Origin of the sequence: Pontibacter korlensis (assembly GCF_000973725.1) — a bacterium.
GTDB classification, from domain to species: domain Bacteria; phylum Bacteroidota; class Bacteroidia; order Cytophagales; family Hymenobacteraceae; genus Pontibacter; species Pontibacter korlensis.
In genome coordinates this window covers 4,835,683-4,861,676 of sequence record NZ_CP009621.1, presented here as the reverse complement: position 1 = coordinate 4,861,676, position 25,994 = coordinate 4,835,683, and the positions used below count along the sequence as shown (strand labels likewise).

General features: G+C 47.9%; 26 protein-coding genes. 13 read left to right on the top strand and 13 right to left on the bottom strand.

Annotation, left to right across the window (positions count from 1 at the left end):
- Positions 1 to 20 precede the first annotated feature (20 nt).
- The 4 genes from PKOR_RS24905 to glgX all read left to right on the top strand — a co-directional run bounded on the left by PKOR_RS24905 (position 21) and on the right by glgX (position 5,046).
- Entirely contained in the window at positions 21 to 203 is a 183-nt protein-coding gene (locus PKOR_RS24905; RefSeq protein ID WP_148561766.1) for a hypothetical protein, read from the top strand.
- A 64-nt stretch (positions 204 to 267) separates the two neighbouring features.
- Positions 268 to 1,725 carry a potassium/proton antiporter gene (locus tag PKOR_RS20900; protein ID WP_046313264.1) on the top strand — a complete coding sequence of 486 codons (1,458 nt, stop codon included), beginning with the start codon at positions 268 to 270 and terminating at the stop codon, positions 1,723 to 1,725.
- A gap of 54 nt (positions 1,726 to 1,779) precedes the next feature.
- Positions 1,780 to 2,544, top strand: coding sequence for an oxygenase MpaB family protein (locus PKOR_RS20895; protein WP_046313263.1), 765 nt, complete (start codon positions 1,780 to 1,782; stop codon positions 2,542 to 2,544).
- A gap of 366 nt (positions 2,545 to 2,910) precedes the next feature.
- Positions 2,911 to 5,046: a glycogen debranching protein GlgX gene (glgX, locus tag PKOR_RS20890; protein ID WP_046313261.1), complete on the top strand. Its 2,136-nt coding sequence runs from the start codon at positions 2,911 to 2,913 to the stop codon at positions 5,044 to 5,046.
- Between the two features lie 59 nt (positions 5,047 to 5,105).
- Here the strand turns inward: glgX and PKOR_RS20885 are convergent, their stop codons facing one another.
- The 6 genes from PKOR_RS20885 to PKOR_RS20860 form a co-directional block, all read right to left on the bottom strand.
- Entirely contained in the window at positions 5,106 to 5,600 is a 495-nt protein-coding gene (locus tag PKOR_RS20885) for an ankyrin repeat domain-containing protein (RefSeq protein WP_046313260.1), read from the bottom strand.
- Between the two features lie 117 nt (positions 5,601 to 5,717).
- A complete protein-coding gene (locus PKOR_RS20880; protein ID WP_046313258.1) occupies positions 5,718 to 6,566 on the bottom strand; it encodes an alpha/beta hydrolase in 849 nt (282 codons plus the stop codon).
- 169 nt (positions 6,567 to 6,735) lie between these two features.
- Complete coding sequence (locus tag PKOR_RS20875) at positions 6,736 to 8,046, bottom strand: sensor histidine kinase (RefSeq protein ID WP_046313256.1); 1,311 nt, start codon at positions 8,044 to 8,046, stop codon at positions 6,736 to 6,738.
- Position 8,047: 1 nt separating this feature from the next.
- Complete coding sequence (locus tag PKOR_RS20870; protein WP_046313254.1) at positions 8,048 to 8,722, bottom strand: response regulator transcription factor; 675 nt, start codon at positions 8,720 to 8,722, stop codon at positions 8,048 to 8,050.
- A 22-nt stretch (positions 8,723 to 8,744) separates the two neighbouring features.
- Positions 8,745 to 9,713 (bottom strand): hypothetical protein, encoded by a 969-nt coding sequence (locus PKOR_RS20865; RefSeq protein WP_046313253.1) that lies wholly within the window; start codon positions 9,711 to 9,713, stop codon positions 8,745 to 8,747.
- 70 nt (positions 9,714 to 9,783) lie between these two features.
- Positions 9,784 to 10,857, bottom strand: a complete 1,074-nt coding sequence (locus PKOR_RS20860; RefSeq protein WP_046313251.1) for a hypothetical protein — start codon at positions 10,855 to 10,857, stop codon at positions 9,784 to 9,786.
- A gap of 383 nt (positions 10,858 to 11,240) precedes the next feature.
- Here PKOR_RS20860 and PKOR_RS20855 point away from each other — a divergent pair, with 383 nt between their 5' ends.
- Positions 11,241 to 12,122: a cation diffusion facilitator family transporter gene (locus tag PKOR_RS20855; protein WP_046314720.1), complete on the top strand. Its 882-nt coding sequence runs from the start codon at positions 11,241 to 11,243 to the stop codon at positions 12,120 to 12,122.
- A 112-nt stretch (positions 12,123 to 12,234) separates the two neighbouring features.
- On the opposite strand, the gene PKOR_RS24900 is transcribed toward PKOR_RS20855, so the two are convergent.
- Positions 12,235 to 12,414 carry a hypothetical protein gene (locus PKOR_RS24900; protein WP_148561765.1) on the bottom strand — a complete coding sequence of 60 codons (180 nt, stop codon included), beginning with the start codon at positions 12,412 to 12,414 and terminating at the stop codon, positions 12,235 to 12,237.
- 344 nt (positions 12,415 to 12,758) lie between these two features.
- Here PKOR_RS24900 and mug point away from each other — a divergent pair, with 344 nt between their 5' ends.
- Both mug and PKOR_RS20845 read left to right on the top strand, forming a co-directional pair.
- Complete coding sequence (mug, locus tag PKOR_RS20850) at positions 12,759 to 13,322, top strand: G/U mismatch-specific DNA glycosylase (protein ID WP_046313250.1); 564 nt, start codon at positions 12,759 to 12,761, stop codon at positions 13,320 to 13,322.
- A 136-nt stretch (positions 13,323 to 13,458) separates the two neighbouring features.
- On the top strand, positions 13,459 to 14,409 hold the full coding sequence (locus PKOR_RS20845; RefSeq protein ID WP_084694870.1) for an NADP-dependent oxidoreductase: 951 nt from the start codon (positions 13,459 to 13,461) through the stop codon (positions 14,407 to 14,409).
- Positions 14,410 to 14,515: 106 nt separating this feature from the next.
- On the opposite strand, the gene PKOR_RS20840 is transcribed toward PKOR_RS20845, so the two are convergent.
- From PKOR_RS20840 to PKOR_RS20830, 3 genes are all read right to left on the bottom strand, one after another.
- Positions 14,516 to 15,136, bottom strand: a complete 621-nt coding sequence (locus PKOR_RS20840) for an HAD family hydrolase (protein ID WP_046313247.1) — start codon at positions 15,134 to 15,136, stop codon at positions 14,516 to 14,518.
- A 174-nt stretch (positions 15,137 to 15,310) separates the two neighbouring features.
- Positions 15,311 to 15,655, bottom strand: a complete 345-nt coding sequence (locus tag PKOR_RS20835; protein WP_046313245.1) for an STAS domain-containing protein — start codon at positions 15,653 to 15,655, stop codon at positions 15,311 to 15,313.
- Complete coding sequence (locus PKOR_RS20830; protein WP_046313243.1) at positions 15,652 to 16,035, bottom strand: STAS domain-containing protein; 384 nt, start codon at positions 16,033 to 16,035, stop codon at positions 15,652 to 15,654. The genes PKOR_RS20835 and PKOR_RS20830 overlap by 4 nt, the downstream gene beginning before the upstream one ends.
- A 287-nt stretch (positions 16,036 to 16,322) precedes the next feature.
- Here PKOR_RS20830 and PKOR_RS20825 point away from each other — a divergent pair, with 287 nt between their 5' ends.
- The 6 genes from PKOR_RS20825 to PKOR_RS20800 all read left to right on the top strand — a co-directional run bounded on the left by PKOR_RS20825 (position 16,323) and on the right by PKOR_RS20800 (position 22,385).
- Entirely contained in the window at positions 16,323 to 16,985 is a 663-nt protein-coding gene (locus tag PKOR_RS20825) for a response regulator transcription factor (protein WP_046313242.1), read from the top strand.
- 524 nt (positions 16,986 to 17,509) lie between these two features.
- On the top strand, positions 17,510 to 17,800 hold the full coding sequence (locus PKOR_RS20820; RefSeq protein ID WP_046313240.1) for a hypothetical protein: 291 nt from the start codon (positions 17,510 to 17,512) through the stop codon (positions 17,798 to 17,800).
- A gap of 316 nt (positions 17,801 to 18,116) precedes the next feature.
- The gene (locus PKOR_RS20815; RefSeq protein ID WP_046313238.1) at positions 18,117 to 19,028 is read left to right on the top strand and encodes a cyanophycinase; all 912 of its coding nucleotides are present in this window, start codon (positions 18,117 to 18,119) and stop codon (positions 19,026 to 19,028) included.
- 8 nt (positions 19,029 to 19,036) lie between these two features.
- Positions 19,037 to 19,420 (top strand): hypothetical protein, encoded by a 384-nt coding sequence (locus PKOR_RS20810; RefSeq protein ID WP_046313237.1) that lies wholly within the window; start codon positions 19,037 to 19,039, stop codon positions 19,418 to 19,420.
- 1,108 nt (positions 19,421 to 20,528) lie between these two features.
- Positions 20,529 to 20,864: a hypothetical protein gene (locus tag PKOR_RS20805; RefSeq protein WP_046313235.1), complete on the top strand. Its 336-nt coding sequence runs from the start codon at positions 20,529 to 20,531 to the stop codon at positions 20,862 to 20,864.
- Between the two features lie 180 nt (positions 20,865 to 21,044).
- Positions 21,045 to 22,385 (top strand): hypothetical protein, encoded by a 1,341-nt coding sequence (locus PKOR_RS20800; protein WP_046313233.1) that lies wholly within the window; start codon positions 21,045 to 21,047, stop codon positions 22,383 to 22,385.
- A 44-nt stretch (positions 22,386 to 22,429) separates the two neighbouring features.
- Here the strand turns inward: PKOR_RS20800 and PKOR_RS20795 are convergent, their stop codons facing one another.
- The 3 genes from PKOR_RS20795 to PKOR_RS20785 form a co-directional block, all read right to left on the bottom strand.
- Complete coding sequence (locus PKOR_RS20795; RefSeq protein ID WP_338047518.1) at positions 22,430 to 23,326, bottom strand: DUF2254 family protein; 897 nt, start codon at positions 23,324 to 23,326, stop codon at positions 22,430 to 22,432.
- A gap of 404 nt (positions 23,327 to 23,730) precedes the next feature.
- Entirely contained in the window at positions 23,731 to 24,282 is a 552-nt protein-coding gene (locus PKOR_RS20790) for a hypothetical protein (RefSeq protein WP_046313230.1), read from the bottom strand.
- Positions 24,275 to 25,777 (bottom strand): PQQ-dependent sugar dehydrogenase, encoded by a 1,503-nt coding sequence (locus PKOR_RS20785; protein WP_084694868.1) that lies wholly within the window; start codon positions 25,775 to 25,777, stop codon positions 24,275 to 24,277. The genes PKOR_RS20790 and PKOR_RS20785 overlap by 8 nt, the downstream gene beginning before the upstream one ends.
- Between the last annotated feature and the right edge of the window lie 217 nt (positions 25,778 to 25,994).

The following is a 25,994-nucleotide window of genomic DNA, read 5'->3' as shown; positions in this document are numbered from 1 at the left end:
TTTCATTGAGAGAAATCGCTATGGCAGATCTTGCTGTTATAATTTCGACCTTATCCATACTTGGTCTTTTTGTGGGAATCCCTTTTCCAAAGCTTGGGCTTTTCTGGTACCACGGCAAAAGGTGCAGGTTAAATGTGCTGCGCGTTTACCTGATGATGTTAGTGCTGTCGTTTCTGGTATTTGCCGTAACCGAAAAATCCTAAAATGTAGTATTGGAATCTAGGTACTGGCTATTGCTACTAAATCACTTCGTTTTAATTCACTACTATGAGTTTCACTGTTGAAGACATCTTGTTAGGTATTTCTATACTGCTCTTCCTGAGTATACTGGTAAGTAAGAGCCTCGGCAGATTAGGAGTGCCTGCGCTGGTGCTATTTTTAGGTGTCGGCATTTTGGCTGGGTCGGAGGGTATTGGCGGTATCTACTTCGATGATGCCCAAACAGCCCAGTCGCTGGGCACGCTGGCACTAACACTCATACTATTCTCAGGCGGACTTGATACAAAGTGGCAGAGCACGCGGCCTGTGTTGTGGCGTGGCATGGCACTGTCTACGATAGGCGTTTTTATCACAGCCATACTGGTGGGTTTCTTCGTGTCTTACCTGCTGGGTTTTTCGCTACTCGAAGGATTGCTGTTGGGGGCCATTGTATCATCTACAGATGCGGCAGCCGTATTTTCCATCCTGCGTTCCCGCAACATTGGTCTGAAAAATAATCTGGGTCCTACACTGGAGCTGGAGTCAGGCAGTAACGACCCTATGGCTTACTTCCTTACCGTAAGCTTTACCTTTCTGCTAACTAATCCCACGGCCAGCATTTGGGAACTGGTACCGATGTTTTTCCTGCAGATGAGTGTAGGGGCATTGATGGGAGTAGTGATGGGCTACGTGATGGCCTGGACCATTAACCGCATTAAACTGGAACAGGATGGTCTTTACCCGGCCCTGACGCTGGCTATGGTGCTGTTTACCTTCTCTTTTACCAACCTGATCAACGGCAACGGCTTTCTGGCAGTGTATACTGCCAGCGTTATACTTGGAAATAAAAACTTTATTCATAAACGTAGCCTCACACGGTTTTATGACGGTTTGGCTTGGCTCATGCAGATTCTGATGTTCCTCACGCTCGGGCTGTTGGTGTTTCCATCGCATGTGCTGCCGGTGCTAGGCGTTGGGCTGCTAGTTTCGCTCTTCCTGATTTTTGTGGCGCGCCCGATCAGTGTGTTCATCAGTATGGCTTTCTTTAAAACCTCTTTTAAAGACAAAGTATACTTGTCGTGGGTAGGCTTGAGGGGCGCTGTGCCTATCGTGTTTGCTACATACCCCATGCTGGCTGGGTTAAACCGGTCCGACATGATCTTTAACATCGTGTTCTTTATTGTGGTGACATCGGTTATGCTGCAGGGGACAACGCTTAAGCTGATGGCTGATTGGCTGGGCCTGAGCCAGGCGGGGGACGCAACCAAGCGACTGCAGCTAGGGGAGGACCTGGGCTACAACAGCAAGAATGAGCTGGTAGAGCTGCAGTTAGGGCCTGGTAGTTCAGGTGTTGGCAAGTCTCTGGTAGAGCTGCAGCTACCCAAAACATCATTGATTGTGCTTATAGACCGGGCTGGCAGGTTTGTTACGCCCAATGGGTCTACGCTACTGGAAGCCTACGATAAGCTGATGGTAATGGTGGACAACGAGGATGACCTGAAGCGGGTGCGGGAGATTTTGATGTAGCCTTTTACTGCCAAGCTGGTAGCACGTTTTTTCACGCCAATGCGTTAAGCAAGTATGACATACTTTGTGCGAAAAGAGTCGGTGGTGCGCGAAATCTGGGGAAAGAGCGACACCATCCTGTTTATATTTGCTGGTGCCTCTGCTGAGTTTGCCCTCAACAAAGCAGTGGACTGGCTATACTATACCGGCCGCCTTCCTGCCGACCCCCTTGGCAGGTTGTTCTCTACAGTAGGCTATGCCCGAAAAATAGTTTTCTCAGAAGAATCAGCTGCCCATAAGGCTATAGACACAATGGCAGCCATACATGCCGGAGTGGAGGCTAGTCGTGGTAAAGCCATACCAGACTGGGCTTACCGCGATGTGCTCTACATGCTCATCGACTATTCCATCCGGTCTTATGAGTTACTGGAGCGAAAGCTATCTGTGGAGGAGCAGGGGGAAGTGTTTGAGGTATTCATCCGGGTTGGCAGGCGCATGGGCATTGTTGGCTTGCCGGATACGTATGAGGAGTGGCAGCTGGCACGTGCAGAGCACCTGGAGCAAAACCTGGTAGAGAGCAAGTATACTGCTGACCTTTACAAGCAATACAGGAAGCACCTGGGCAGCATACGATACTGGCTGCTGTTACAGGCGCAGGTATTAGTTGTGCCGGAGCGTGTTCGGAAGCTGCTAGGGTTATGGCGTTTGCCTGTTTTAAAGCCGGTATTAAGGGGCTATAAGCTTAGCCGTAAGCTTCGTGCCGAGTGGCTGCTGAAAGCAATCATACTTCCTCCAGCTTATAAATCAGAGATACGGGAACTGGATGCATCGCCTGCTTAACATACCGCAATATTAGCTATCCCTTTGATGTAACTCCTGATTATTTTCATAAAAGCTGAAGTTTGGTTGTTAGTGTGATTATTATGTTAACCATACTACGAGCCTCACACCTTTCGGTATTGCAGAGCAATCTGCTAGAAGGGGGCGAGGCCTTTTCTTTTACAAGCTCAATTTTGCCGCTGAATTTGCCTCCCATGCCACTAGTACCCAAAGTTAGAGATTGACACAAACTATTTTCTGTGGTTAAAGTATAACCGTTGTACTAATTGCAGATGCTGGTACATGTTGCTTGTGAGGACAGTGGTTTCAACCACCAGATGTTCTCATGACACCTGCCGGCCGGTTATACTTTAATCTCAGAATATCATGACAATAGAAAGTTATCCAGGGCATCCTTACCCTCTCGGAGCCACTTGGGATGGTGAAGGAGTTAACTTTGCACTTTTTTCAGAGAATGCCACCGCAGTGGAGCTTTGTCTCTTCAACTCTTCTGATGACGATGAAGAGTTTGCTAAAATCAAGATGACAGAGCGTACCCACCAGATTTGGCACGCTTACCTGCCAGGCATCAAGCCGGGGCAGCTTTACGGATACCGGGTACACGGCCCTTACGAACCACAGAATGGCCAGCGCTTCAACCCAAACAAGCTACTTCTAGACCCTTACGCCAAAGCCATTAGCCGTACAATTGAATGGCACGATTCGCTATTCGGCTATGAGCTAGGGCACCCGGATGAAGACCTGAGTTTTAGCGAGACAGACAGCGCCCGCTACATTCCAAAGTCAGTAGTGGTAGACCCTAGGTTTAACTGGGAGAATGATAAAAGGCCAGACATTCCTTACCACCGCACCATCATCTACGAGACACATGTAAAAGGCTTTACTAAGTTGCATCCTGATATTCCGGAGGAAATCAGAGGTACCTATGCGGCCATAGGACATCCTGTTACCATCAATTACCTGAAGGAGTTAGGTATAACCGCTATCGAGCTGATGCCGGTGCACCACTTTATTAACGACCGCCACCTGGTGGAAAAAGGACTTTCCAACTACTGGGGCTATAACACCATCGGTTACTTTGCACCAGATGTGCGCTACTCGAGCAGCGGTACGCATGGTGAGCAGGTGGTAGAGTTTAAGGAAATGGTGAAGGCACTGCATAAGGCAGGCATAGAGGTGATTCTGGATGTGGTGTACAACCACACGGCAGAAGGCAACCATATGGGGCCTACCCTTTCTTTCAGAGGTATAGACAACGCAGCCTATTACAGGCTAACAGAGGATAAGCGCTTTTACATGGACTACACCGGCACGGGTAACACGCTCAATGCCAACCTGCCAAACGTGCTGCGCCTTATCATGGACAGCCTGCGCTACTGGATTCTGGAAATGCACGTGGACGGCTTCCGTTTTGACCTGGCCTCTACACTAGCCCGTGAACTGCATGAGGTAGACCGCCTGAGTGCCTTCTTCGACATCATACACCAGGACCCGGTTATCTCGCAGGTGAAGCTGATTGCAGAGCCTTGGGATGTGGGCGAGGGTGGTTACCAGGTAGGGGAGTTCCCTGCAGGCTGGGCCGAGTGGAACGGCAAGTACCGCGACTGTATCCGCGATTACTGGCGTGGAGCTGACAGTATGTTGGCCGAGTTCGCAGAACGCTTTACAGGTAGTTCCGACCTGTATAAAGACGACTACCGTAGCCCAACGGCCAGTATCAACTTTATTACCGCTCACGATGGCTTTACACTGAACGACTTGGTTTCTTACAACGAGAAACACAACATGGCCAACGGAGAGGATAACAACGATGGTGATAGCCATAACCGCTCCTGGAACTGCGGCGAGGAAGGTCCGACAGATAAAAAGGAAGTACTCGAGCTTCGGGCAAAACAGAAGCGTAATTTCCTGACCACCTTGTTCCTGTCGCAGGGCGTGCCGATGTTAGTGGCAGGAGATGAGCTAAGCCGCACGCAGCAGGGCAATAACAACGCCTACTGCCAGGACAACGAGATCTCGTGGCTCAACTGGCAAGAGGCGGATCAGGACCTGCTTAAGTTTACCAAGCGGCTTATCAAGTTTGCCAAATCTCACCCGGTGTTTAACCGCCGTGGCTGGTTTAAGGGCAAGCCTATCAAAGGTATCACTATAAAGGACATTGCCTGGTTCTTGCCAGAAGGGCGTGAGATGTCGGAGGAAAACTGGAACCATGACTTTGCCAAATCGCTGGCTGTATACCTGAACGGTAGAGGCCTCCATGCCAAAGGGCCGAAGGGCGAGCAGGTAATCGATGACAACTTCTACGTTATCTTTAATGCACATTATGAGCCGCTCAAGTACAAGCTTCCGCCGAAGAAGTATGGCGACTCGTGGACTAAAGTGATCGATACTGCCGAGAATATTATTGACAATAAAGGTGAAGAATTCAAGTCTGGAACCACAGTTGAGGTAGCTGCCCGCTCTGTGGTGGTATTATTACAGCCTAAGGATACCCAGTCCTAAGAACGTCTTGCTTATAAAGTATGAAGGCCTGCAAAATTTGCAGGCCTTCATACTTTATATTAGGATGTATGCTGGTTAAACAGCTCCAGTGCCTCTTCGTTACCCTGCTGTATGGCCAGGTCATAAGCGGTTAATCCGCGCATATCCTGCAAGGTTGTGTCGGCACCACTCTCCAGCAGCAGTTTAACAAGTTTGTTTCTGCCAAACAGGGAAGCATACATGAGTGCTGTGCCTCCGTTGCCTGTTTGCAGGTTAAGGTCTGCCCCTTTAGAGATCAGTAGTCGGGCAATGTCTTCGTATCCTTTGAAACAAACTCCCATCAACGCTGTGTTACCCCCTGCATCCTGAGCATTTACATCGGCTTTAGCCTCCAGTAGTACACGTACTGCCTCCAGGTGCTCATTATATGCTGCTAAAATTAAAGGTGTAAAACCTCTGCCATCTTGCGTATCAATATCTACACCGGTTGCTATTATTTGCTTCAGGTATTCTACATCTCCTTTGCGGGCGGCGTCTAATAGCAGATCTTCTGGGCGGGTTGAGTGAAATGTCATGTTTGTGTTGGTTAGTTGATGGAACACCTGAGTAGTACGGTATAGGACTTGAAAAAGGTAAAGTACAAGCTTCTGAAACCTCTGAGGCAATACTAATACTCCCTGTGCAGCAAAATCCTAAAATGTGGAGCTATTCACGCCGTAGTGGCCAGCCAACACGCTGTAAAAGTACCCTTCGTTATGCAGCCAGGGAAAATGACTGCTGTTTGGGATGGTGATAAAATGGGCGTAAGGGTACCTTTCTTTCACATACTTCGTGCTGTCGCCATAAATATCATCGTCACTGTAGGTAACTGTTATTCTGAACCCCTGGTCTGGCAGCATCTCAAGTTCTGAGTGGCGAAGTATGGCGAAGTTTGTACGGTTAATCGGCTTAGCACTGATACGGTCTATCATGAGAGGGACGGGGTTTTCTACCTGATAGCCTTTGTTGCAGTTAAGGCAGAACTGGGTATAAAATCTTTCATAGCCTGCGTCGCTACCTAATAAGCCAAGTGCCGCATTTTTAAGCATTGCAAACCATTCCCCCTGTGTGGTTTTCCTCTTGTTAAACCGCGTGACCTCCATCGTCATTTCTCGCCACTGCTTGCCAGTGCCAGAGGCAGGACTACAGAGGAACATGCTCAGCAGCCTGTGCGGGTTTTGGTAAGCGTAGATTTGTGCGTACAGGCCACCCCAGGAGTGTCCCAGCAGGTGGAACTTCTCCAGGTCGAACCTTTCAGCTATGCTGTCTATATCAGAGAGGTAACGATCCATGGAGTACTCGTTAGAGTAGCAGGGGGAGTTAAGCGTACCGCGCTGGTGAAAGGTAATTACCTGAAAGTAACGGCTCAAGTATTCTGCCACCGGATCCAAACCGTCTGGCACACCGGGCCCACCGTGGAGCAGGATAACTGTTTCCTTGCCTTTGTTTGGGTAAGTGACGGTATATAAACGAGTGGCCTGGTTTGCGACTAAGATCTCCATACTTCTGACTTACCGGTACTGCCTGTCACAGAGCCTTACAATCTAAAAATAGCTCACAGCAAGCATATTATGTTGCATTTGTAAGCAAGTACGGTAAATCTAGGTTATTAGATGTTTCGAGGCTACCAGGCTAATACAGGAACCTGAAAAGCATGAAGTACGGGTGCTTTTAAACCGGGAACAGAAAGCTAAAGCAGGTGCCTTTGCCAACCTCAGAGCTTACCGAAAGCTGGATCTTATGGAACCTGGCTACTGTTTCCACAATAGGCAAACCAAGGCCATGGCTCTCGCCGTCTGGGGCATGCAGGCGCTTAAACCTGTTAAAGATGTTTGGTAACTGCTCTTCCGGAATGCCTACACCCGTATCCTTTACATCCAGCTTAAAGCCATTTGATGTGTTGCGGCCCTCTATAGTGATGGCTCCTCCTGGCCGGTTATACTTTATGGCATTGTTGACCACGTTAAACAGCATTGTAAACAGCAGTGAGTAAGTACCTTTCCAGGTGATGTCGTCGGTGAGGCTCTTGTCCAGCGTTAAACGCTTTATCTCCAGGCGCTCCTCGATTTCTTCAGCCACATCACTTACCAGCGATTTGACGCTTACCTCCTCGTTTCTGAGGTACTGTTCGTTCTCGATGCGCGAGATCAGGAGCAATGCGTGTACAATACTTTTAAGCCGGTGGAGGGTTCGCTGGCTTTCCACCAGCTTCTCCAGCATTTCCTCCGGGAGTGCCGGATCATTTAACAGGTTCTCCAGCCTTGTCTGAAGTATAGATACAGGTGTGAGCAGCTCATGCGATACATTTCCGATAAACTCCTTCTCTTTCAGAAACGCCTCCTGTATCTGCATCATCATATTGTTGATGGTGTTGTTCAGGTAAACGAAATCGCTGGTGGTGGTAGGCAGCGGGTTTGGCCTGAACGAGTCAGGGTGGCCAATACGTTGCAGGCGCCGCAAAATAAGCCTGAGCGGGCGCAGTAAAATTCTGACGAATGCCAGGTCTATGAAAACTGTGATCAGCACCACAGCTACCAGAAAATAGGAGGCGTAGCGCTGCATGGTATCGCTCGTTTCCCGGATGGTGGCAAGGCTGCGGCCAATCTCCAGCAGGTAGGTGCCTCCCTCCACCTCAAAGGCAAGGCTAAGCACCCTATACTCTAAAATCTCACCTTCTACATCGCGGTAGCTGTTCTCTATCCGGTTGTCAATCTGCGAGGTATCGATAGGCTCTATAGAGATAAACTCTTCCTTCAGCAGGTTATAGCTGCCGTACATCTCATCAGAGCCAGTGCCTACAAACGAGTCTATTCCCTGCCGCTGTATAATGTCAAACACCTGCTCCTTTTTTGTGAGCAGGCGTTTGTCAGTATTATGGAGTGCCACCCTACTTATGAGAAATGGCAGCAGAAAGATCAGTAGCAGTAAGATAAGGACTTTGGAGACTGCACTAAAGAGGGTGAGTTTTGTCTGGAGTCTCATGTTATGCTGTTAGCCTGTAGCCTACGCCCCGTACTGTTTCCAGCCAGTCGCTCGGGATATAGGCACCTAACTTTTTACGCAGGTTCTTTATATGTACATCAATGTAGTTGGAGTCGTAATCATCCTCCAGGATATTTCCCCATATATGCTCTGTTAGTTGCAAGCGGGTGAGGATCCTGTTTTTGTGCAGCAACAGGTAGTGCAGCAGGTCAAACTCCTTCTTGGTTAATGATACTTCGGTGTCTTTGAAATTAACGCGTCTGGCGCTGCTGTCAATCTCCAGCCCATGTAAGTTCAGGACAGAAGATTTGACATTGAACTTGCGGCGCATGATAGCCTGCATGCGCACTTGCAGCTCCAGTAGCGAGAATGGCTTTGGAAGGTAATCATCTGCACCCAGGCTAAGGCCTTCGATGCGGTCTTCCACGGCGCCACGGGCCGTAAGTATGATAATAGCTGGCTGGTGCTCCAGTTCCTTTGCCTCCCTTAGCAGGTCAAGGCCATTGTAGTCTGGCAGGCCCAGGTCCAACAGTATAAAGTCGTACCGGTTTACCGCTATTTTCTCAGAGGCTTCGTTGCCCGTGGAGGCAACGTCGCAGCGGTAGTGTTCCTTGGTTAAAAAGTGTTCCAGTTCTGATGCTAAGCTTTTCTCGTCCTCTACAATCAATACGTGCATAGGTGCTGGCTTTAGTTGAAAATTAAAACGTATAGTTTATGTTAAATGAGTAAAAGGACTGTGCCTTCGCCTCATCTCCCTCAATCTTATTTACCGGTATCGAGTACTTATAGGCAGGCTCTAGCTCAAACTTGCCCCAGTAGATAACCACCGGCAGTTTTAATTCATAGTTTAGTATATTGACCTTGCTCACTTCCTTTGTAGTGGTGGTGGTAGTGGTGGTGCCGTCATTATCATCCGTACCGCTGCCTGAGTTGCTGGAGCCACCGCCCACTAAGCCTCCTACAGGCGTACCTTCAAATGGACCACCCGAATTACCACCTGTAAGCAAGCCACCATTTTTGTTTCTGGTGGTAGTGGTATGTGTTTCATAGAAACGCTGTGTACCCGCTGTTATTGTAACCTTCGGATCCAGGCCTACCACCCGCTTGCCATTCCATAGCGGGTTGAGCGGAACAAACCTGGAGTTCTCCAGAACAGCAAACACATCGTGGTTCTCACCGAAAACGTAGCTGGTGGTTAACCCGGTATAAAGTATACCCCAGTCCAGGGCAGCCTTAGCCGATAGGGCATTGGTAGTTACAGCCTTAACCAAAGGTGTATTTTCCCCAAAGATAAAGTGAGAATAGCTAATATTCGTCTCTACCAGGTCTTTAATCTTAAAGCTGTAACCTACCGACAGGTCTGTTTCGTCAACATATCCTTTGGTGTCGAATAATTTATAAGATGTTGCCGACGCCCACATGCCTGTGCGGTGCACATAAGTAAGCGTTGCTGCTGCATAAGGGTAGCGTTTTGCTGTGTTTCTGCCGAAGAACGAGGAGTTACTCGACACCTCGGCACCAATGGTCCACCAGCCTTTTTTAGCCTTGGCATTACCTGTTTCTGTTACTGTGTCAGGCAAGGCCTCTACGTTAGGCTTGGCAGCGCTCAGGGCAGGAGCCAGAAGCATCCACCCAAACATCATCAAGTATGCGTTTAACTTTTTCATTTGTGGAAAGCCATCAGCCGGTGCAGAAGCACCAGGCTGATGGCGGGGTATAAAGGGTGAAATAGAATTCTTAGTTACCTACTTTTATGGCAGTGCCTACCTTAACGGCTCCGCCAACCTGTACAGGGCGAGCGTTGGCTCCGTTGGTTACACTTTTGGCAGAGTTAACTGCTCCGTTTACAGCGCCATTTACAGTTGTGGCAGCGTTTGCACCAGTGCTATTTACAGCGCCGGCTGCGCGGGCAGCACCTGCGGCACGCGATGCACCACCTCTGCGTACAGCTTTCACTTTTACTTCAGAGTTGGCTTTGCCTTCTGCCTCTACTTTAGAGGGAGCTTCGCTGGCTTTGGTAGTGGCTGCTTCTTTTGTTGCCTGGCCTTTGGCCTTGCCTTGCTGTGCTACAGTGGCTGTTGTGTTCTGCGCTACATCTGCCACGGCTGCACCGTGTGTTTCAGCACTTCTAAGCTGGCCGCTTACTTCAGCCTCAGCATGCTGCTTTGCCTGTAGAGCAATCTGGTTTCCGCTCTCTACTGTGGCATTTGCGTTGGCGGCAACCTGTGCCTCTGTTTGCTGTGCTGCAGTAAGCGTAGCTTTTCCGTTTCTTTCAGCTCTTTTACCTTCTGCCTTCAGGTTAGCTTCTGTGCTTTGCGCTACTTCAGCAGTCAGGTCGGCACCGTCAGAGCTGGTTTGCTTAACTTTTGCGGCCACGTCTGCACTTGTGTTTTTCGCTACCTCGGCTACAGCCTGGCCATGGTTTTCTGCTTTCTTACCCTCTGCAGTAGCTGTAGCCTCAAGCTGCTGCGCTACTTCTGCTACTACCTGGCCTTTGTTCTCTTCAGGTGCTTTGGTTTCTTTATCTTGTTTTGGGGCTCTTTCCTTTTTAGGTGCCTTCTTCTGCTTTTCTGCCTTCACTGAAGCATCGCTGCTGGCGCTACCTGCTGCATTAGCTGAGCCCTCGTTTGCACTTGATGTGAAAGAGGTAGTAGTAGATGATGAGGCTGATACCTTCGCAGCTTCCTGGTTTTGCTCTGCTGAAACCTCAGAGGCTCCTTTGGCTTTTGCATTTGCTGTAGTAGGGTTGGACTGTGCGAATGCTGTTGATACTGTTAAAAAAGCTGCGGCTAAGAATGTAAGTTTTTTCATTTCTCTCAAGTGTTATAGTTGATTTATGTCCCAAAACTATATAGGCAAGATGAAGAGAAAATGAAGACGAAATATTTTTAAGAAAAATTTCATGAATTTACTTTAAAACCTGCCTAACCTCATAATCCAGCACTTTTAAGAAGAAAATCAAAGAGTACACAAGATAAAGGGAGCTGGTAAAATGATGCAAAGATGAAGAATCCTTCACAATCTTAGTGTTGCCCTTGCCCTATAAATTATATAACACATACCTGATATTCTGTAACAGCTTGGCCACACGCAGCCTATACTTTTGCCATACTTAACGCTACAAAATAAAACTATGAAATGCGGCTGTGCCTTACAGCTATGGCTGGAGGCACGGCCTAAAAAAGCATAAGACTATGGCGCATACTTGCGGACACCATCACCACCATGCTACCGGCAATATAAAGTTTGCCTTTTTCCTGAACCTGGGCTTTGCTGTGCTGGAGCTTATCGGAGGCTTTTTTGTGAACAGTGTGGCTATCATGTCAGATGCCCTGCATGATTTCGGCGATGCTTTTACCTTGGGGGTATCGTACTTCTTGCAGCGCAAATCGGAGCAGGGGGCAGATGAGAACTATACGTATGGCTACAAACGTTACTCTGTTGCCGGTGCCTTGCTTACTGCACTTATACTTATTGGTGGCTCTGGTTTTGTGTTAGCTGAAGCAACAGAACGTTTGCTGAACCCGACTATGCTAAACCCTTACGGTATGTTGCTCTTTGCATTATTAGGCGTGGCTGTTAACGGGGCTGCATTTTTCAGGCTTCGGGGTGGGCACCACTTAAACCAGAGAGCGGTATCGTTGCATATGCTGGAGGATTTATTGGGCTGGGTGGCCGTTTTGGTAGTAAGTGTGGTGCTGATGTTCTTCCCGCTACCCTGGCTAGACCCGCTCTTATCTATAGGCATCTCCTTGTTCATGTTGTTTAATGCGTTAAAAAATGCCTGGGCAAGTATAAAAGTACTGCTGCAGGTTAACCCGCTGGCACCAAAGCTGGATAAGGTGAAGGAGCAGCTGCTGAACCTGGAAAGTGTGGCAGATGTACATGCACTCCGGGTGTGGTCGCTGGATGGGGAGCATCATGTATTAACGGCGCATGTGGTAAGCAAGGGATGCTACATGCCCGAAGCAGGGGCAGGACTAAAACAGCAGATCAGGTCCATTTTACAGGGTTTCGGAATTTCGGATGCAACCTTAGAGCTGGAGCGGCAGGAGGAGTTATGCAGCTACAAGTAGTTTTTGACATTCCCACTGCTAAAGCAGGTTGGATTCTTGGGCTACCTGGCTACTGCGACCGTATATCTTCCAAGCTGAAACGGTCTGCCCGACCGCCTTATTTCTTATATTACTAGTTGCGTTCACATCCCGGTGCAGGGCATGTTTGCTGCAGCAAAGGTAACAGCCGGCAAGTGCAGGCGGTAGAACATAGGGTAAGATCGAACCCAGCAAAAGTGAAGGAATGCTGCACCACATCCAGAGCGTCTTTGCCCACATCGACGCCCAGGTTCTGACAGAGTAAATTTTTCATAGCTGAAAGGGACTAAAGTGGACAAAAAACATTCATCTTCCGGGCCTACACTCACTCATGCCTGCGGATGGGGTACTGTCCAGGCTTTTAAGATGAAGAGAAAGGGAAGGGCTTGCTTGGGGGCGACATCATCAAAGTGTCTAGTGCAAGGGCTTTCTCCTTCCCTTTCTGTTAGCTTACGTTTAAGAGCCTGATAAAATTGCACATCCGCTTATACTGCCAAAGATATGAGTGCCAGGGCTTTCTTTGGCATTTACTCGTAAATTTTTCGTTTCTTTTCGAAAGTCAGATAATTGTTGGTAGATGGTACAACCGTAACCCAAAGCAGGTAGTAAAAGAGAGGTATGCTATCTACCAAAAGCCCAACCAAAGAAGAATTAGATGCCGCAACCGGAAAAACAGTGTCCGATATACTTGTTCCGGACCTTAAGGTGCTTTTCTGCGGCATCAATCCTGGTCTCTATACTGCTGTAAAAGGCCATCATTTTGCCCGGCCAGGAAACCGTTTCTGGCCCACACTGCATGCTGCCGGCTTTACCCCGGAACTATACCAGCCCCACCAGGAGCGGGATCTGGTACAGCTTGGCTACGGTATCACCAATATCGTGAGCCGGGCAACGGCCAACGCTGCAGAGTTAAGTAAAGCAGAACTCATAGAAGGCGGCATAACATTGGTGGAAAAGGTAATCTTATACCAGCCCAGGGTGCTGGCGCTGCTCGGCCTAAGCGCTTACCGGATTGCCTTTGGTAAAGCTACCGCAGATATTGGCCTGCAGGAGCAAACCATAGGGCAGACCAGACTGTGGGTGCTGCCAAACCCCAGTGGACTAAACGCTCATTTCCCTCCCAAAAAGCTGGCGACAGTATACTCGGAGCTTCGGGACTTTGTCGATCAGCTGGAGGAGTAAACAGCGTTTTGCCATACCTTACCCAACCTCTAAGCTCGTAAACCTGTATCAACTTATACTAAAGTATAAAGTGGAAGTGCACCGCCTACCCAGGCGGTACCGCTACAAAATGTTACAGTAATTTATACAACGAGCTATGGCAAAACAAATGAGAGCGGCTATTTACACCGAATTTGGTGGCCCTGAAAAGGTACGTATAAAAACAGTAGATATTCCTGAAGTAGGGGAGGGCGAAGTGCTCGTCAGAATAAGGGCTGCAGGTGTAAACCCCGTAGACTATGCAGTGCGCGAAGGATACCTAAAAGATAATCTGCCGACAGAGTTTCCGGTGATACCTGGTTGGGATATGGCTGGCGAGGTAGTGGAGTGTGGCTTTAGTGCCAGAAGGTTTAGCCCTGGAGACGAAGTATATGCCTATGCCCGCAGGCCTGTGGTGCAGCACGGAACATTTGCAGAGTATGTGGTAATTCCGGAGAGTTACCTGGCAGCAAGGCCTACCAATATCTCCTGGGAGGAGGCAGCTGGCATACCACTGGTAGGGCTCACAGCATACCAGTCTATGTTTGATGCCGGTAAGCTACAGCAAGGGCAGACGGTGCTTATACTTGGTGCCTCTGGTGGTGTAGGCAGTTTGGGTATACAGCTGGCTAAGGCTACAGGCACCACCGTTATAGGAGTGGCCAGTGAGAAAAACCACCAGTTCATGCGCGACCTTGGAGCCGACCATACCGTGGACTACAAAGGCAACCATGTAGGCGAGGCTGTGAAGCAGCAGGTGCCGGAGGGCGTGGACATGATCTTTGACTGTGCGAGCGGTGAAACACTGCAGCAAAGCCTGCAGGCTCTAAAGCCATCCGGCAAGCTGGTCTCTATCCTGAACCATGGCACAGACCTGGACACTGCTATCGACTTTTCCTATGTGTTTGTGGAGCCGAACTCGCGGCAGCTGGATCACCTTCGGGCACTTGCAGAATCGGGTAAGCTGCGGGTACACGTAAGCCAAACCTACACGCTGGATGAAACAGTGGAGGCTATGAAGCAGATACAAACCTCACATACCACAGGTAAAATTGTAATCATGCCTTAATCTGAAATGGCCAGGGTAAGCATCAGTAAAAACAGTGTTTACCCTGGCCATTGTATACTTTTTGTGTTAAAGGGATACACATCAACTTAAACAAGGCAGACTTCTTTTAATCTTTATACGGCTTGATTTTCCCATCATCAATCAGAAAAGCCCTGTCCGCTCTATCCAAAATAGCTTCTTTGCTGTCGGAGTAGGCTTCGATGACACGTATTTTCTTGCCGTTAAAATGCTTTTGCATCCTGCGTAGCTTTTCCTCCTCTTTACAGGCCTGGCCTATTACTTTATAGGTGCCATTCTCATACTTTACAGTGGTACCGGCAAAGCCATCTACCGGGTAAAGGTCAAACAGGGGCTTTACGTATAACTCTAGTCCCCCGGTGGCACAGTAAAGCTGCACGCCTTCCTTGCGCTGCTTGTTAAAGTGCTGCATCAGTTCCTTGTTAAAGTGCTCGGGGTATTCTGTTTCCCAGAACTCTTTGGCATAGGCCTCCACACGGTCTGGCGTTAGCTTATCCAGGTAGTTAAAAAAGTTCTCCTTAAACTCCGTCTGCCGTATCTGGTGCATCTTGTGCAGTAGCTTATAGTAGACCATCTCAAAGTAATACATCAGCCTCTTGGGCTGCTTGGCAACTATAAAATTGTAGAACTCATCCTTAGAGCTCTTGTTATAGAAAGTGCCGTTCAGGTCAAACACAATTACCCTAACTTCTTCGTTGTTGCCAGCCATTGTACTTTAAAGTTGGTGTGGAGTGTATTATACGCGCAGCACAAAGAGCAGAATAGGCCATGCTCCTGAATTAAGAGTATAAAACAGAGAAGAGCCCTGCTGAACAGATGCAACTAGCACGCAGGAAGTGCCGCCCCGCCAGAGATGACGTATATAAGGGATATTCACCTCTTGTTATATTGCCTGCTGTGCGTCTTCCAGCGTAGGCACTATCTTTAACTTATCTGTACTTCCTGATAGCTCTAGCACGTCTTGTACTTTGGGTTGTAACTGGCAAAGTATAACTTGTACACCCCTGGCTTGACAGGAGGAGGCAAGGGAAAGAAGGGTGTTGATGCCGTCGCAGGAGATGTAGCACATATGTTTGCAGTCCAGCACCAATAAGTCGTGCTCAGATAGCTGCCTTAGATCAGAAATGACTTTTTTCAGGTGCTGACGTGTCTCCATGTCTAGTTCGCCATGCAGGCTAAGCACCACACTGCGATCTGTTATACTGGTTTCAATGTAGAAGTAGTTCATGTAGTTCCGAGCTTGGTAGAGCCGCTCTTGTCGCTTCTTGCTTTGCAGAGTAAGTAGGCATCTTTAAAGTTGTCTTTGATGTGCAGTACAAGGTCCAGGCCGGAGCTCCTGATAAGGGCGGTGTGTTCAGGCTTCAGGTGGTAGAGCACCAGGGTTATACCTGCCTCATCGGCTTCGGTGCTTTTTCTGAGCATGCACCTTAGTGCAGATGAGTTTAGGGTGGTAACATGTTCGCAGTCGAGTAGAATATGCTTGGCTCTGCGTACTATTTCCTCGTGGCACCTTTTTTCTAGTTTCTCCACAACCGCGCTGTTACACTCGCCATGCAGGCTAATGACGGCAACGTCTCCCATTCGCTGTACCACTACTTCCTCTCTCATTACACCTCCTGAAAATTTCCTGAATCTTATTTTAAAAGTACAGAGTATAATAAACACAACTCCAGCGTGAACTACGTAAATTTTAGTGTGGTTTTTACTTAAAGATTTTCGTAAGGAGTTGACAATGTGTAATAAGTGAGTTAAATGACTGCTTCGTGCATCAGTTTATATATGTTTAAAGCTATACAAATCAGCGCGATTTTTTAACTATATTTATAGCTGCAGTGCAAAAGGATTTGCGCTCCATCTGAGCCTTTGTGCCTGACTTATATTTACGACAAGCTATCATGACTGAAACAAATACCATCAGGGTTATTGTTACTGATGACCACAAAATAATCCGGGAAGGGTTGCGATCTCTTTTAGAAAGAGACAGTGAGTTAGCAGTAGTGGGGGAGGCGGCAAACGGAACAGAGCTCCTGTACCTGCTGGAGAACACTACAGTTGATGTGGTGCTGCTGGATGTGCATATGCCAGTGATGGATGGCTTTGAAACACTACAGCAGTTAACAGAGCATTACCCTGAGGTAAAGGTGGTTGTGCTTACCATGCTGGACAATGTTGCTACCCTGCACCGCCTTCTGGAAATCGGTGCTATGGGGTATGTGCTGAAGGATACAGGAAGAGAAGAGCTGTGTTCTGCTATAAAACTGGCGGCTAGCGGTACTCCCTTTATCAGCTCCGGCATGTCTATTAAAATGCTGCAGCGTGTGGTGCACCCTGCCGCAGAACATGGAACCGTTATAACAGAGGGCAAGGAGCTGTCGAAGCGGGAACTGGAGGTACTGGCTCTGATCTCTGAAGGCTATACAAATGCGGAAATAGCTGAGAAGCTTTTTACCAGCAAGCGTACCGTCGAAACCCACCGCCAGAACATTCTGGAAAAGACACAGGCTAAAAATACGGCTAATCTTATAAAGTATGCTATTCAGCATAACCTGATCGATTAGCCCCCGGACACTACAAGGGCTAATACACCAGGTGCTGTTGTTGTACCAAATGCACCTGGTAACACAACCAGCCTGGCTTTTACAGTTTTCAGGCTCAGGACTTTCTCTTGATCTTAGCCTATCTTACCATTCTTCGCTGCTGATGTAAAAAATGTTGCTTGATAAGTGTTTTACCATAAGTGGGTTATATTAACTTGCCTTTCTGTGCTATCAGCAGCTGTAATGTTAAGCTTGCTTAAGCTGCTTGTGGAATATTTTGTACAATTTTGCTTTTGCGGTAAATACTTACTGTTTGCGGAAAAATGGTATATTAGTCATGCTTAATGGTATTGATTTCATGAAATATGACTTAAAGACTGTAGCATGCGTAAAATATGATACAGCCAGGTTGATGGTGTAACAATAGTTTGAATCCATTAACCAGGTAGTGAAAAGCGGGAGTGGCCATACCTGTTTGGGTGCTGAGGATGGTCCTCCTTTTTCACTCACATTGACTGTAACAGAGTCATCAACAATTTTAAGATATGACAGTAATAAGATTTCCTAGAAAAGTATACGTGCACGAAAGCAAACTCGAAGACAGCAAGGGGAAGCTATACTTCAGCAGCAAGGAAGTTGATGCTGATGATCATACGGTTAAGAGTGGCTGTATGCGCGGAAACGATAGTTATGGAAAGAATGGAAGCGCCTCTGTTGGTATGAGTCCCGTTTATAATGAGCCGGAACACAAGCCGATGTCTTATAATGACTTTATCCACTTTAACTATGGGCAACCGGCACAGCGCCAATATGACAATCCAGATGGTAACGACTAAGGGCTAAGCAGTAGCACTGGCAAGCGCAAGAAGTTAAACCACATATTCTAAAGGCAATTAACTCCTGAATTGACCTGATTAGCTGACTTTTGTTTATGGGATAAGAAGGTACAGCGCCAGTAATAATTACTGGCGCTTTGTAATATGGGCGTACCCTGTTGTAAGTCTCTGCAACAGATTTTATGCCTGCCAAGTAAAAGCACAGCAAAAGCCTCTGAATACTGATTTATGTCGATAAAGGCGATTTTTAGCAGACAAGGATTAAGGAGTTTGTCCACGTTACTCCATAGGGAGTAGTATATAAAAAGGAGGTAAAATGGCAAAGCAAAAAGAATCAGATAAAAAACAGGTAGACAACTATAAAAAAGATAGTGAAGCCCCATTACCTAAAGGCCGCTTACTTGCCATTGGTGGCAAGGAAGACAAGGGCGAAGAAGACGGCAGAAAGAAAGAGCAAACCACCAATAAAGAGTTTGAGAGCGAAGAAATACTTAAGTTTTTCGTCTCACAGTTGAAGGGGGATAAGCCTACTATAGCTGTTATACCTACGGCTTCCAATATTCCCGATGAGATGGGTAAGGACTATGTAAAGTTATTTAAGGACCTGGGCATAGAAAATGTGGAGGTGCTTGACATCCGCGACCGCGCTGATGCAGCAGATCCGAGAAACTGTGATATAGTAGAGAAGGCAACAGCTATTTACTTTACAGGCGGAGATCAACTACGGCTAACGTCCATATTGGGTGGTACGCGGGTGCTGCAACTCATGAAGAAACGCTACACCTATGATGATATTCTGATAGCGGGCACTAGTGCAGGAGCTACAGCTCTGTCAACACCTATGATCTATGAGGTGGATACCAAAGGGGGCTACCTAAAGGGTGATGTACGTGTTACCACCGGTCTAGAGTTTCTGAAGAACGTGGCTGTGGATACTCACTTTATACAGCGGGGCCGCCTGGTGCGTATGGCACAATGTATCACTACTAACCCTGGCTGTATCGGTGTTGGGCTTGAGGAAGATACAGCAGCCTTTATAACAGAAGGGCACAATCTGGAGGTAATCGGCAGTGGTCTTATTACTATAGTAGATGGTATGGGGTTAACCAAAACCAATATCTACGACATATCGACCGGAGAGGTTTTCTCTGCACACGACTTACGGGTGCACCTGCTGGCAAAAGGTGAGAGGTATATCTTTCCAACTTTTGAACAGCTACACGCGTAACCGGCGTTATGCCTGCCCCAATTACAAAACCTGGAGCAATTTTACTAGCAGTTGTACAGGGTGCTTTTTGGCTTCTAACGGGTTTATGGCCTTTTGTGCACCTGCCGAGCTTTCTTTGGGTAACAGGCCCTAAAAAAGATATCTGGCTGCTCTACACGGTTAGTGTTCTGATTACTGCCATAGGCGGAACGCTGTTGGCCGCAGGAATCCGCAAGCAGGTTACCTCAGAGATAAAAGGATTGGCCATAGCCGGAGCAGCCGGCCTTACAGGTATTGATGTTTATTACGCCCTAAACGATGTGATCTGGGACGTTTACCTGCTGGATGCTGTAGCTGAAACAGTGTTGCTAACACTTTGGCTCTGGGCAGGCACGAAAGATTTGGGGCGGTAAACTGCTTCTAAGCTTGATTCCAGGTTAGTATAAACTACAGGGGCTAAAAAATACTCTTTCTAATACCACCAAGTGGCTGCTATTCCAAGTATAAGGAGCAGCAGCCATTTTCTGTTATATTGATCAAATCTGTTACTTTCCTGTTGTTTTACCTTTTTATTGATACCCGGAAGCTAATATCCTGACTTTTGAGCATGCTTATGCTTGTTTCCAGTATTAGTCCCAAAGAAGCTTTTTTGATATGGAGTAACAGCACCTGCATCATTCGGCCTGAAGGTAAGGTAGAAGGATGCAGGTGCGCCTGTGCTTTACTTTTTGTTTGTGGATAATGTTCTTTTGAAGGAGTGAAAATGAAAAGGAGCTCGACGACAGGATATGTGTTTTAACTACTGAAGCTAAAGAGATGTCGGCTCCTTTTCATAGTGAGCGTATGGGAGCAGTTTAAGCTTGATGCTCTGTTACGGCGAACAAATGAGAACAAGTACTAACAGGTTGAGAACCTATGGAAGTTTGAGCTTATATAGGTTTATACGTCTGCTGTTAAGATTCGGGAATGTGCTGTGCCGTTTATGGTGCTTAGTTACTGATAAATACGTTTTAAATACACCTGCTTGTGGGTTTATACATTAGCCTGTTGGAGTTTTCGCAGGTATATGTGTTTAATACGTAAGGGCTTGCGGCAACAAGGTATAATGTACCGGTATAGACGTAAAAGAAGAGCAAAGCACATCAGTCGGCTGCCAGGTGCCGTAAAATAAACCAAAGTACTGATATGTGGCGTGAAGCGGCTTTGTTTCTTTCACGTTCTCTGTTTCAGGGTTTAAATAAGGGAAATGCCATGCCTGTTTGGGTGCTGAGGGTGGCTTTCCCTTATTTTTTTGCCTGATGATTTAGCACAGTTAATCAACTGAACATCCAGGAAAGTGAGAGTTAAAACCGCGTGGTCAACTTCAACCCCATCTTTCCGAGGTTAATATAACTGCTTATACTTTACTGCTTCTGGACGAGTCAAACTCCTTTGCCACGCAGCGGCGCGTTACTTGTGCAACAAATTGTGTATAGCGCCTGTAAGCTAAACACCGGACTTGATAAGACAAAATACTAAGCTATGGAAGATAAAATAGAACTAACCCCAATGGTGAGGGTACTGGCACGCCTACGGGATGAAGGTTATAATGTGGATTTTAAAGTAACTGAAAACGGCCTGCTCAGCACCATGGATGACAAACAGCAGTTCAGGCCAGAGGAAGTACAAATCGTAAACTTTTATCGCTTCGAAGGGGAAAGCTACCCTGGGGACATGGCCATTCTCTACGTGCTGGAAACCAGTTCCGGACTTAAAGGAAGCATTTCTGATGCCTACGGTCTTTATGCCGACGAAACAGTAGAAAACTTTATGAAACTGGCAAAGGACCTTGGAAAGAACCTGGACAAGCACGTCTGACAACATTCTCATGCTCTTGCACGGGAGATAAAAGCAGTAGGAGCATTGGCCACTTCTGAAACAGTTCCTCATGTACTGTGCCTTATTTTGTGAGCATGGGGCTGTATTGCTATTTACTCTGAGGCAGAGTTAATAGCAACCTCATAACCAAACCACCAACTAGCTACAGAAAGCAAGCCTATGCAGCAACCGGACCAGATGCCAGCAAAAGTAAGGCACTACCCCATCATAAATGAGTTGGAGTGGGAGGGGGAACAGGTGCTAAGCGATATTGCCATGCAACGGCGCTGCATCGCGCTCAGTTTAATGCAGGAGTATACGGCACTGCCCTCGCAACCCAGCCTGGTGCCTACAGCAGACGGAGCACTGGAAGCTATCGTATTTACCATACCTGCCTATGCCGTAAGGGGGGAGAACAATCCCCTCTGGAAGGTATACAAGGACCTCATCCTAAAGTTGCCGGAGTATACTCACCTGTACATCCTGACGCACCAATCAGTAGAAGGGATGCTGAAGCAGTGGCTGGAACAGCAAAACCTGCAGCCGCGCGTACAACTGGGTGTGGTGTCAGATGCCATAGAGATGACGGTATGGGCTGAGGATGACTTTGAACTGGTATATGATCAGGATGGCTCGCTTTACCTGCTGCAACCGCACTCCAGCCGCCGCTCGGGCGACGAGCTTGCCAGCTACTATGCCTGCGAACGCTTCGGCTGGAACAGGGCTAAAGTGCCGGTATACTTTGAGGGCGGCAACCTCTTGGTAGGAGACGATTTCTTCTTTCTTGGAGCAAATTATGCTGTAGATACATTTTATGATTTTGCTAAGTTGCTGGTGCAGGACAAGGACCTCCACCTGAAAAAGGCTATGACCCAGGTGTACCAGCAGTACCTGGACAAGGGGCGAATCCTATACTTTATCAGCACCAACATTCAGCTGCCAGTAGAGCAGGTTCGTTCCTTTAACCGCAATGGAGAGGAGTGGAAAGAGGTGCTGCACCTGAAGAACGGTGCCGGTACTGTACAGCCTATCTTTCATATCGACATGTTTATAACGCTGGCGGGCAGAAATGAAGACGGAAAGTATCAGGTGCTGGTAGGCGACCCCAAGATGGCCTCAGAGCTGCTAGGCGACAACCATGCAATCTGGACTATACCGGAGGCCTTCGACGATATTGCAGCTCTGCTGACGCGGCTCCGCTTCGAGGTAATCCGAAACCCCTTGCCGCTTACCTATGTGGATGATGAACAGGAGAAAGTACGGAAGTGGTACTTTGCCACCTATAATAATGCGCTGGTAGAGATAAAAGGAGAAGCTGACAAAACTGTTTGGCTGCCCACTTATGGCTATGGCTGCTGGCAGGAGCTAAAGCACACCGACGAGGAAAACAAAACCATCTGGCAGCACCTCGGGTTTAAGGTGGTGATGCTGGAAGACTTTCACCCCTTTGCAGAGTATTCAGGAGCTGTGCATTGCATTAAAAAGTACATGCGGAGAGGAGATGGTCAGCCCACCGGTTGATCGTGTGGTGACACTTATCTTGCCTGTAGCCGCTTCTAACTCCTTTATATTTTCAGCTCAGTCAGCCACTGTTCTGCAGGCAACAGCGAATTTATCCCAACTATATTACAATTCAGACGCTCTCTGTCAACCGAGTTCAGAATAGCCTTATCAGCATCACTTATAACGGCAAAGGCGTGCTTCCTGATCATGCAGGTTTTGTTTTCTGGCGGTTCCTGGTTCAAGAGGCTGTGCAGGCACCTGAGAAGCCTCAGGTTAACCTGCAAGTCTGCTTTGCCATAGCTGCGTATGGAGCTCAGGTAGCGGTGCAGCAGCTCTTCCAGTAAAATAATTTTATCGATCACCAGCACTTGTTCTTGTTCGTCGAGCAAGCAATTGCGCTCATCGCACTTCATACGTCTTATGAACAAGAGCGTCAGGAAGTCAATTGCTTTCAGGGCTGTGCCGGGGTCGTTGATACCTGGGCTAAGTGCTTTAACTGCTATTTCAGAAATTTGCTTCACCCCCTGCTCATAATCTTTCATTACCACTTCTTCCTGTCGCAGTACAAAGCATTGCTGTAGCTTTTCCATCAGCCCATCTTCAGAGTCTATCGCTTTGGTCAGCTTCATCAAGGGAGTGCCTTCCACTGTAAAAGAGCCTACCTCTACTAGTATTTCCAGCTGCATTTTGTATTGCCTTGCCAGCTGTTGTCGCTCGCTCAGGTTTACTTGCTCCAGGTAGCCGTTTCCATCATTCTTTAAAATGTACTTGAAAGCATCACCGTTCGTGTTGAAGGGAGCATGTGTATTTCCTACTACCCTTTCTTCCAGCTCCAGAGCTGCAGCTGCTTTATGAAACACGCTGTTCATGATAAAATCTACTTGTATGGCCTTGGATATGGTATGAATAAAGTATACAAAAAGAATCAGGCAGATGAGGCCAAAAACCAGTCCCAGCAGTATGGCGATTGCCGGTGTATGGCTGTTGTTACCACTGGACGTTTTATAGCTCAGCAGCAGGAGTAGTGGTAAGGAGTTATGATGGTTAGGGTAGGTGGGTGCCGTGTTTTGTACGGCTATAGGAGGATGTGTTTGGCTGCGTTTTTGGCGGCTAATATTTTTTGTGCAATTTAATTACCTGTTCTGCTTCATTTTCAGCTGTGTTTACAGCAATGAAATGTCTCAGTACTTTACTATAAATGAAGTTTTGTTAAGCTCTGCCAAAGCAGGAGCTGCCCCATTTATTTGCATGTTTGGTTACATCGTGCAAATAAGGGTAGTTCGGGATAGTATGACAAAAGAAGCACCTAGCCTCCATCAGGAAGCCAGGTGCCTTTTAAAGTAAAGCAGCAATAAGTGGCAGGCTAGAAATCTTCTTTGTAGAGTATGGACATCGAGCACATCTCCAGCACACACTCTTGCAGTAACAATTGGCTGGTAGACTTCTCTGCCACTACCATAAAAGCTATTTCAGCAATTCGAGGAATACCCAGGGCTAATCCCAACTGCTCTGCCACAGCAAAGGCGCCCATAGAATTGTGGTTGGACAAGTACAACTGGTGCAGATCCTGCCACGGGCCCTTGGTTCCACCAGCCACGGCTATAAAATCGCCTAATGCCTGGCGCGCCTTCCCGGCCACCTCGCCCAGCAGATGCCGCACATCCGATGGCTCTCTATCAATCAGGGAGAACAGTTCCCGTGTCCGCTCTTCGTGCTTTATTTCCTGTCCGGCCATTTCTGCCAAGTACATTTTTATATGTGGTTCCTCTATCTTGTCAACTGTGTCTTCCAGCAGTTTTCTGTAAGATGTCTGTGTCAGGAGTACGTTATCGAACCATGATTTTGCCCGGTCCAGCTGCTTGTTTCTGGTCTCCTGGTCCAGCTCTATCAAAACAGTTTGCGTTGTATTATCCATTGTTATCCTCCTTTCTTGTTATTTTCCAAAGTACACCTGTGTGGGCAAGAGCCATCATGTTGCCGGGGGTAACGGTTGCCACCCCAAAATCCAACACGTACAGGCTTTTGCCGTCAGGGCTGAACTTGCAGGATACAGGACGCTCTATGCCGCCGCTGCCATAGGTAGAGGCGGGACCCATCTTTCTGTTATGCATAAAAGGCTCTGCCGTGCCTTTTTCTACGTCTACCCGAATTACCCTAAAGCCATGGGTCAGGTCTTCTGGGTGTGGTGAGTTAAGGGGTGCCAGTGATCCCCATTCAGCAACAAAGAGCTCTCCTTTAAAGCCAAAGGCATCGGAGCGGGAAAAATCCATGCGGCACATGCAGGAGTGCGGCTGCTCCAGGAATACAGCCGGGCCTGCCCACTTCGGAGGATTTTCGATTAACAACTCTGCGGCCTTTCCGCGGCTAGGCAGGTGCTTCTCGTGGTTAACTGGCAAACCGTCGCCGCAAATATCCGGAAACCCGTACCAGTCAGGTTCTTTAACAGAGCCAAAAGGTTCACGTGCTTTCCTGATGTGCCAGATGCGGTCCGGGTCGTTGGCAATAGCGCGCTCGCCTTTTTCTTCAAAATCATTGTCAGCTACGTACAGTTCGCCTGCTTCATTCAGGGCCATGCCAAAAGGATTTCGTATACCCCAGGCCAGCAGCTCTACATCAGTACCATCGGGGCGTGAGCGCCAAACGGCGGAGTTACAGAAGAGTTCTCCTTTTATCACTTCGCCTTTCTTTGCCGGTATGCCGAACGGTTTAAACGCCCCTGTTTCGATCATGAAAGGATAAGGCAGTCTTGGGTCGCGGCTTCGGACGTTATTGCCAGTTAGTGTTACATCCTGCCCCGGCACGTCGTACGCGAACGGGTGCTTGGCCAGGTCTACGGTAAAGCCTGCAGGCAGGGCAACACCTTGTTGTGTAACAGAACCATTGCCAAAGTACATCAAGCCGTCAGGGCCAAAAATAGGGCCTCCCGGTTCGTGCCAGCCACCGCTTGGCAGCTGGTCTATCAGCACCTTCAGCTCTCCGGTACTCAGGTTGTACTTAACCACCTGCATATGATAACCGCCTTTCAGAGCCATGTAGAGCTCACCATCCCGCCAGGTGATGCCTCTTGGGCCAGCCTGTATATTCATCGCGATGGACTCTGTTTCGCCGGAAGGATGCCGTACGATAACACGAGCTGGCATATAAGGTCGTGTGGGCCAGGAACTGCCCCCTTCGCTCACGAAAATGGTGCCATCGTCGGAGAAGGTAACATCAGTAGGGAAGGAGAGACCTACCATAACGGGCTCTACCACATAACCTTCTGGTACTACTACGTCGGCGGCATCTACCTTGGGTCGGGCGGGTATGGGCAGGTTGTGGAGGGCTTGCCTTGTGGCGTTTTCTGTTTTAAGAGCGGTTTTCGAAATGGAGAAGCCAGTGTTCTTGCGCAAAGTTTTGTAGTCTGTTGCCATAGTTTTTGTTTAGTTTTCAAAGCAAAAGGATACCACTACCCCTGGCCTCGATAGCCTAAGGGGAAGCAGTGGAGTGCAGCGGGCAGGGTGGGGAAAAGCTGCAAGTAAGAGTTGTGGAGCCAGGTTGAGCAAGAAAGTAGCCTGAAAAAATGCTACTATTGCTGCCAGGTAAAGAAAACGAGGTACAGCGCTTAAGGTTTGACAAGCAGTACAGGTA

What these genes read in the sequence shown, in the direction of transcription:
- PKOR_RS24905 (WP_148561766.1), top strand. Translation starts at nt 21, where the DNA reads ATGGCAGATCTTGCTGTTATAATTTCGACCTTATCCATACTTGGTCTT.
- PKOR_RS20900 (WP_046313264.1), top strand. Translation starts at nt 268, where the DNA reads ATGAGTTTCACTGTTGAAGACATCTTGTTAGGTATTTCTATACTGCTC.
- PKOR_RS20895 (WP_046313263.1), top strand. Translation starts at nt 1,780, where the DNA reads ATGACATACTTTGTGCGAAAAGAGTCGGTGGTGCGCGAAATCTGGGGA.
- glgX (WP_046313261.1), top strand. Translation starts at nt 2,911, where the DNA reads ATGACAATAGAAAGTTATCCAGGGCATCCTTACCCTCTCGGAGCCACT.
- PKOR_RS20885 (WP_046313260.1), bottom strand. Translation starts at nt 5,600, where the DNA reads ATGACATTTCACTCAACCCGCCCAGAAGATCTGCTATTAGACGCCGCC.
- PKOR_RS20880 (WP_046313258.1), bottom strand. Translation starts at nt 6,566, where the DNA reads ATGGAGATCTTAGTCGCAAACCAGGCCACTCGTTTATATACCGTCACT.
- PKOR_RS20875 (WP_046313256.1), bottom strand. Translation starts at nt 8,046, where the DNA reads ATGAGACTCCAGACAAAACTCACCCTCTTTAGTGCAGTCTCCAAAGTC.
- PKOR_RS20870 (WP_046313254.1), bottom strand. Translation starts at nt 8,722, where the DNA reads ATGCACGTATTGATTGTAGAGGACGAGAAAAGCTTAGCATCAGAACTG.
- PKOR_RS20865 (WP_046313253.1), bottom strand. Translation starts at nt 9,713, where the DNA reads ATGAAAAAGTTAAACGCATACTTGATGATGTTTGGGTGGATGCTTCTG.
- PKOR_RS20860 (WP_046313251.1), bottom strand. Translation starts at nt 10,857, where the DNA reads ATGAAAAAACTTACATTCTTAGCCGCAGCTTTTTTAACAGTATCAACA.
- PKOR_RS20855 (WP_046314720.1), top strand. Translation starts at nt 11,241, where the DNA reads ATGGCGCATACTTGCGGACACCATCACCACCATGCTACCGGCAATATA.
- PKOR_RS24900 (WP_148561765.1), bottom strand. Translation starts at nt 12,414, where the DNA reads ATGAAAAATTTACTCTGTCAGAACCTGGGCGTCGATGTGGGCAAAGAC.
- mug (WP_046313250.1), top strand. Translation starts at nt 12,759, where the DNA reads ATGCTATCTACCAAAAGCCCAACCAAAGAAGAATTAGATGCCGCAACC.
- PKOR_RS20845 (WP_084694870.1), top strand. Translation starts at nt 13,459, where the DNA reads ATGGCAAAACAAATGAGAGCGGCTATTTACACCGAATTTGGTGGCCCT.
- PKOR_RS20840 (WP_046313247.1), bottom strand. Translation starts at nt 15,136, where the DNA reads ATGGCTGGCAACAACGAAGAAGTTAGGGTAATTGTGTTTGACCTGAAC.
- PKOR_RS20835 (WP_046313245.1), bottom strand. Translation starts at nt 15,655, where the DNA reads ATGAACTACTTCTACATTGAAACCAGTATAACAGATCGCAGTGTGGTG.
- PKOR_RS20830 (WP_046313243.1), bottom strand. Translation starts at nt 16,035, where the DNA reads ATGAGAGAGGAAGTAGTGGTACAGCGAATGGGAGACGTTGCCGTCATT.
- PKOR_RS20825 (WP_046313242.1), top strand. Translation starts at nt 16,323, where the DNA reads ATGACTGAAACAAATACCATCAGGGTTATTGTTACTGATGACCACAAA.
- PKOR_RS20820 (WP_046313240.1), top strand. Translation starts at nt 17,510, where the DNA reads ATGACAGTAATAAGATTTCCTAGAAAAGTATACGTGCACGAAAGCAAA.
- PKOR_RS20815 (WP_046313238.1), top strand. Translation starts at nt 18,117, where the DNA reads ATGGCAAAGCAAAAAGAATCAGATAAAAAACAGGTAGACAACTATAAA.
- PKOR_RS20810 (WP_046313237.1), top strand. Translation starts at nt 19,037, where the DNA reads ATGCCTGCCCCAATTACAAAACCTGGAGCAATTTTACTAGCAGTTGTA.
- PKOR_RS20805 (WP_046313235.1), top strand. Translation starts at nt 20,529, where the DNA reads ATGGAAGATAAAATAGAACTAACCCCAATGGTGAGGGTACTGGCACGC.
- PKOR_RS20800 (WP_046313233.1), top strand. Translation starts at nt 21,045, where the DNA reads ATGCAGCAACCGGACCAGATGCCAGCAAAAGTAAGGCACTACCCCATC.
- PKOR_RS20790 (WP_046313230.1), bottom strand. Translation starts at nt 24,282, where the DNA reads ATGGATAATACAACGCAAACTGTTTTGATAGAGCTGGACCAGGAGACC.
- PKOR_RS20785 (WP_084694868.1), bottom strand. Translation starts at nt 25,777, where the DNA reads ATGGCAACAGACTACAAAACTTTGCGCAAGAACACTGGCTTCTCCATT.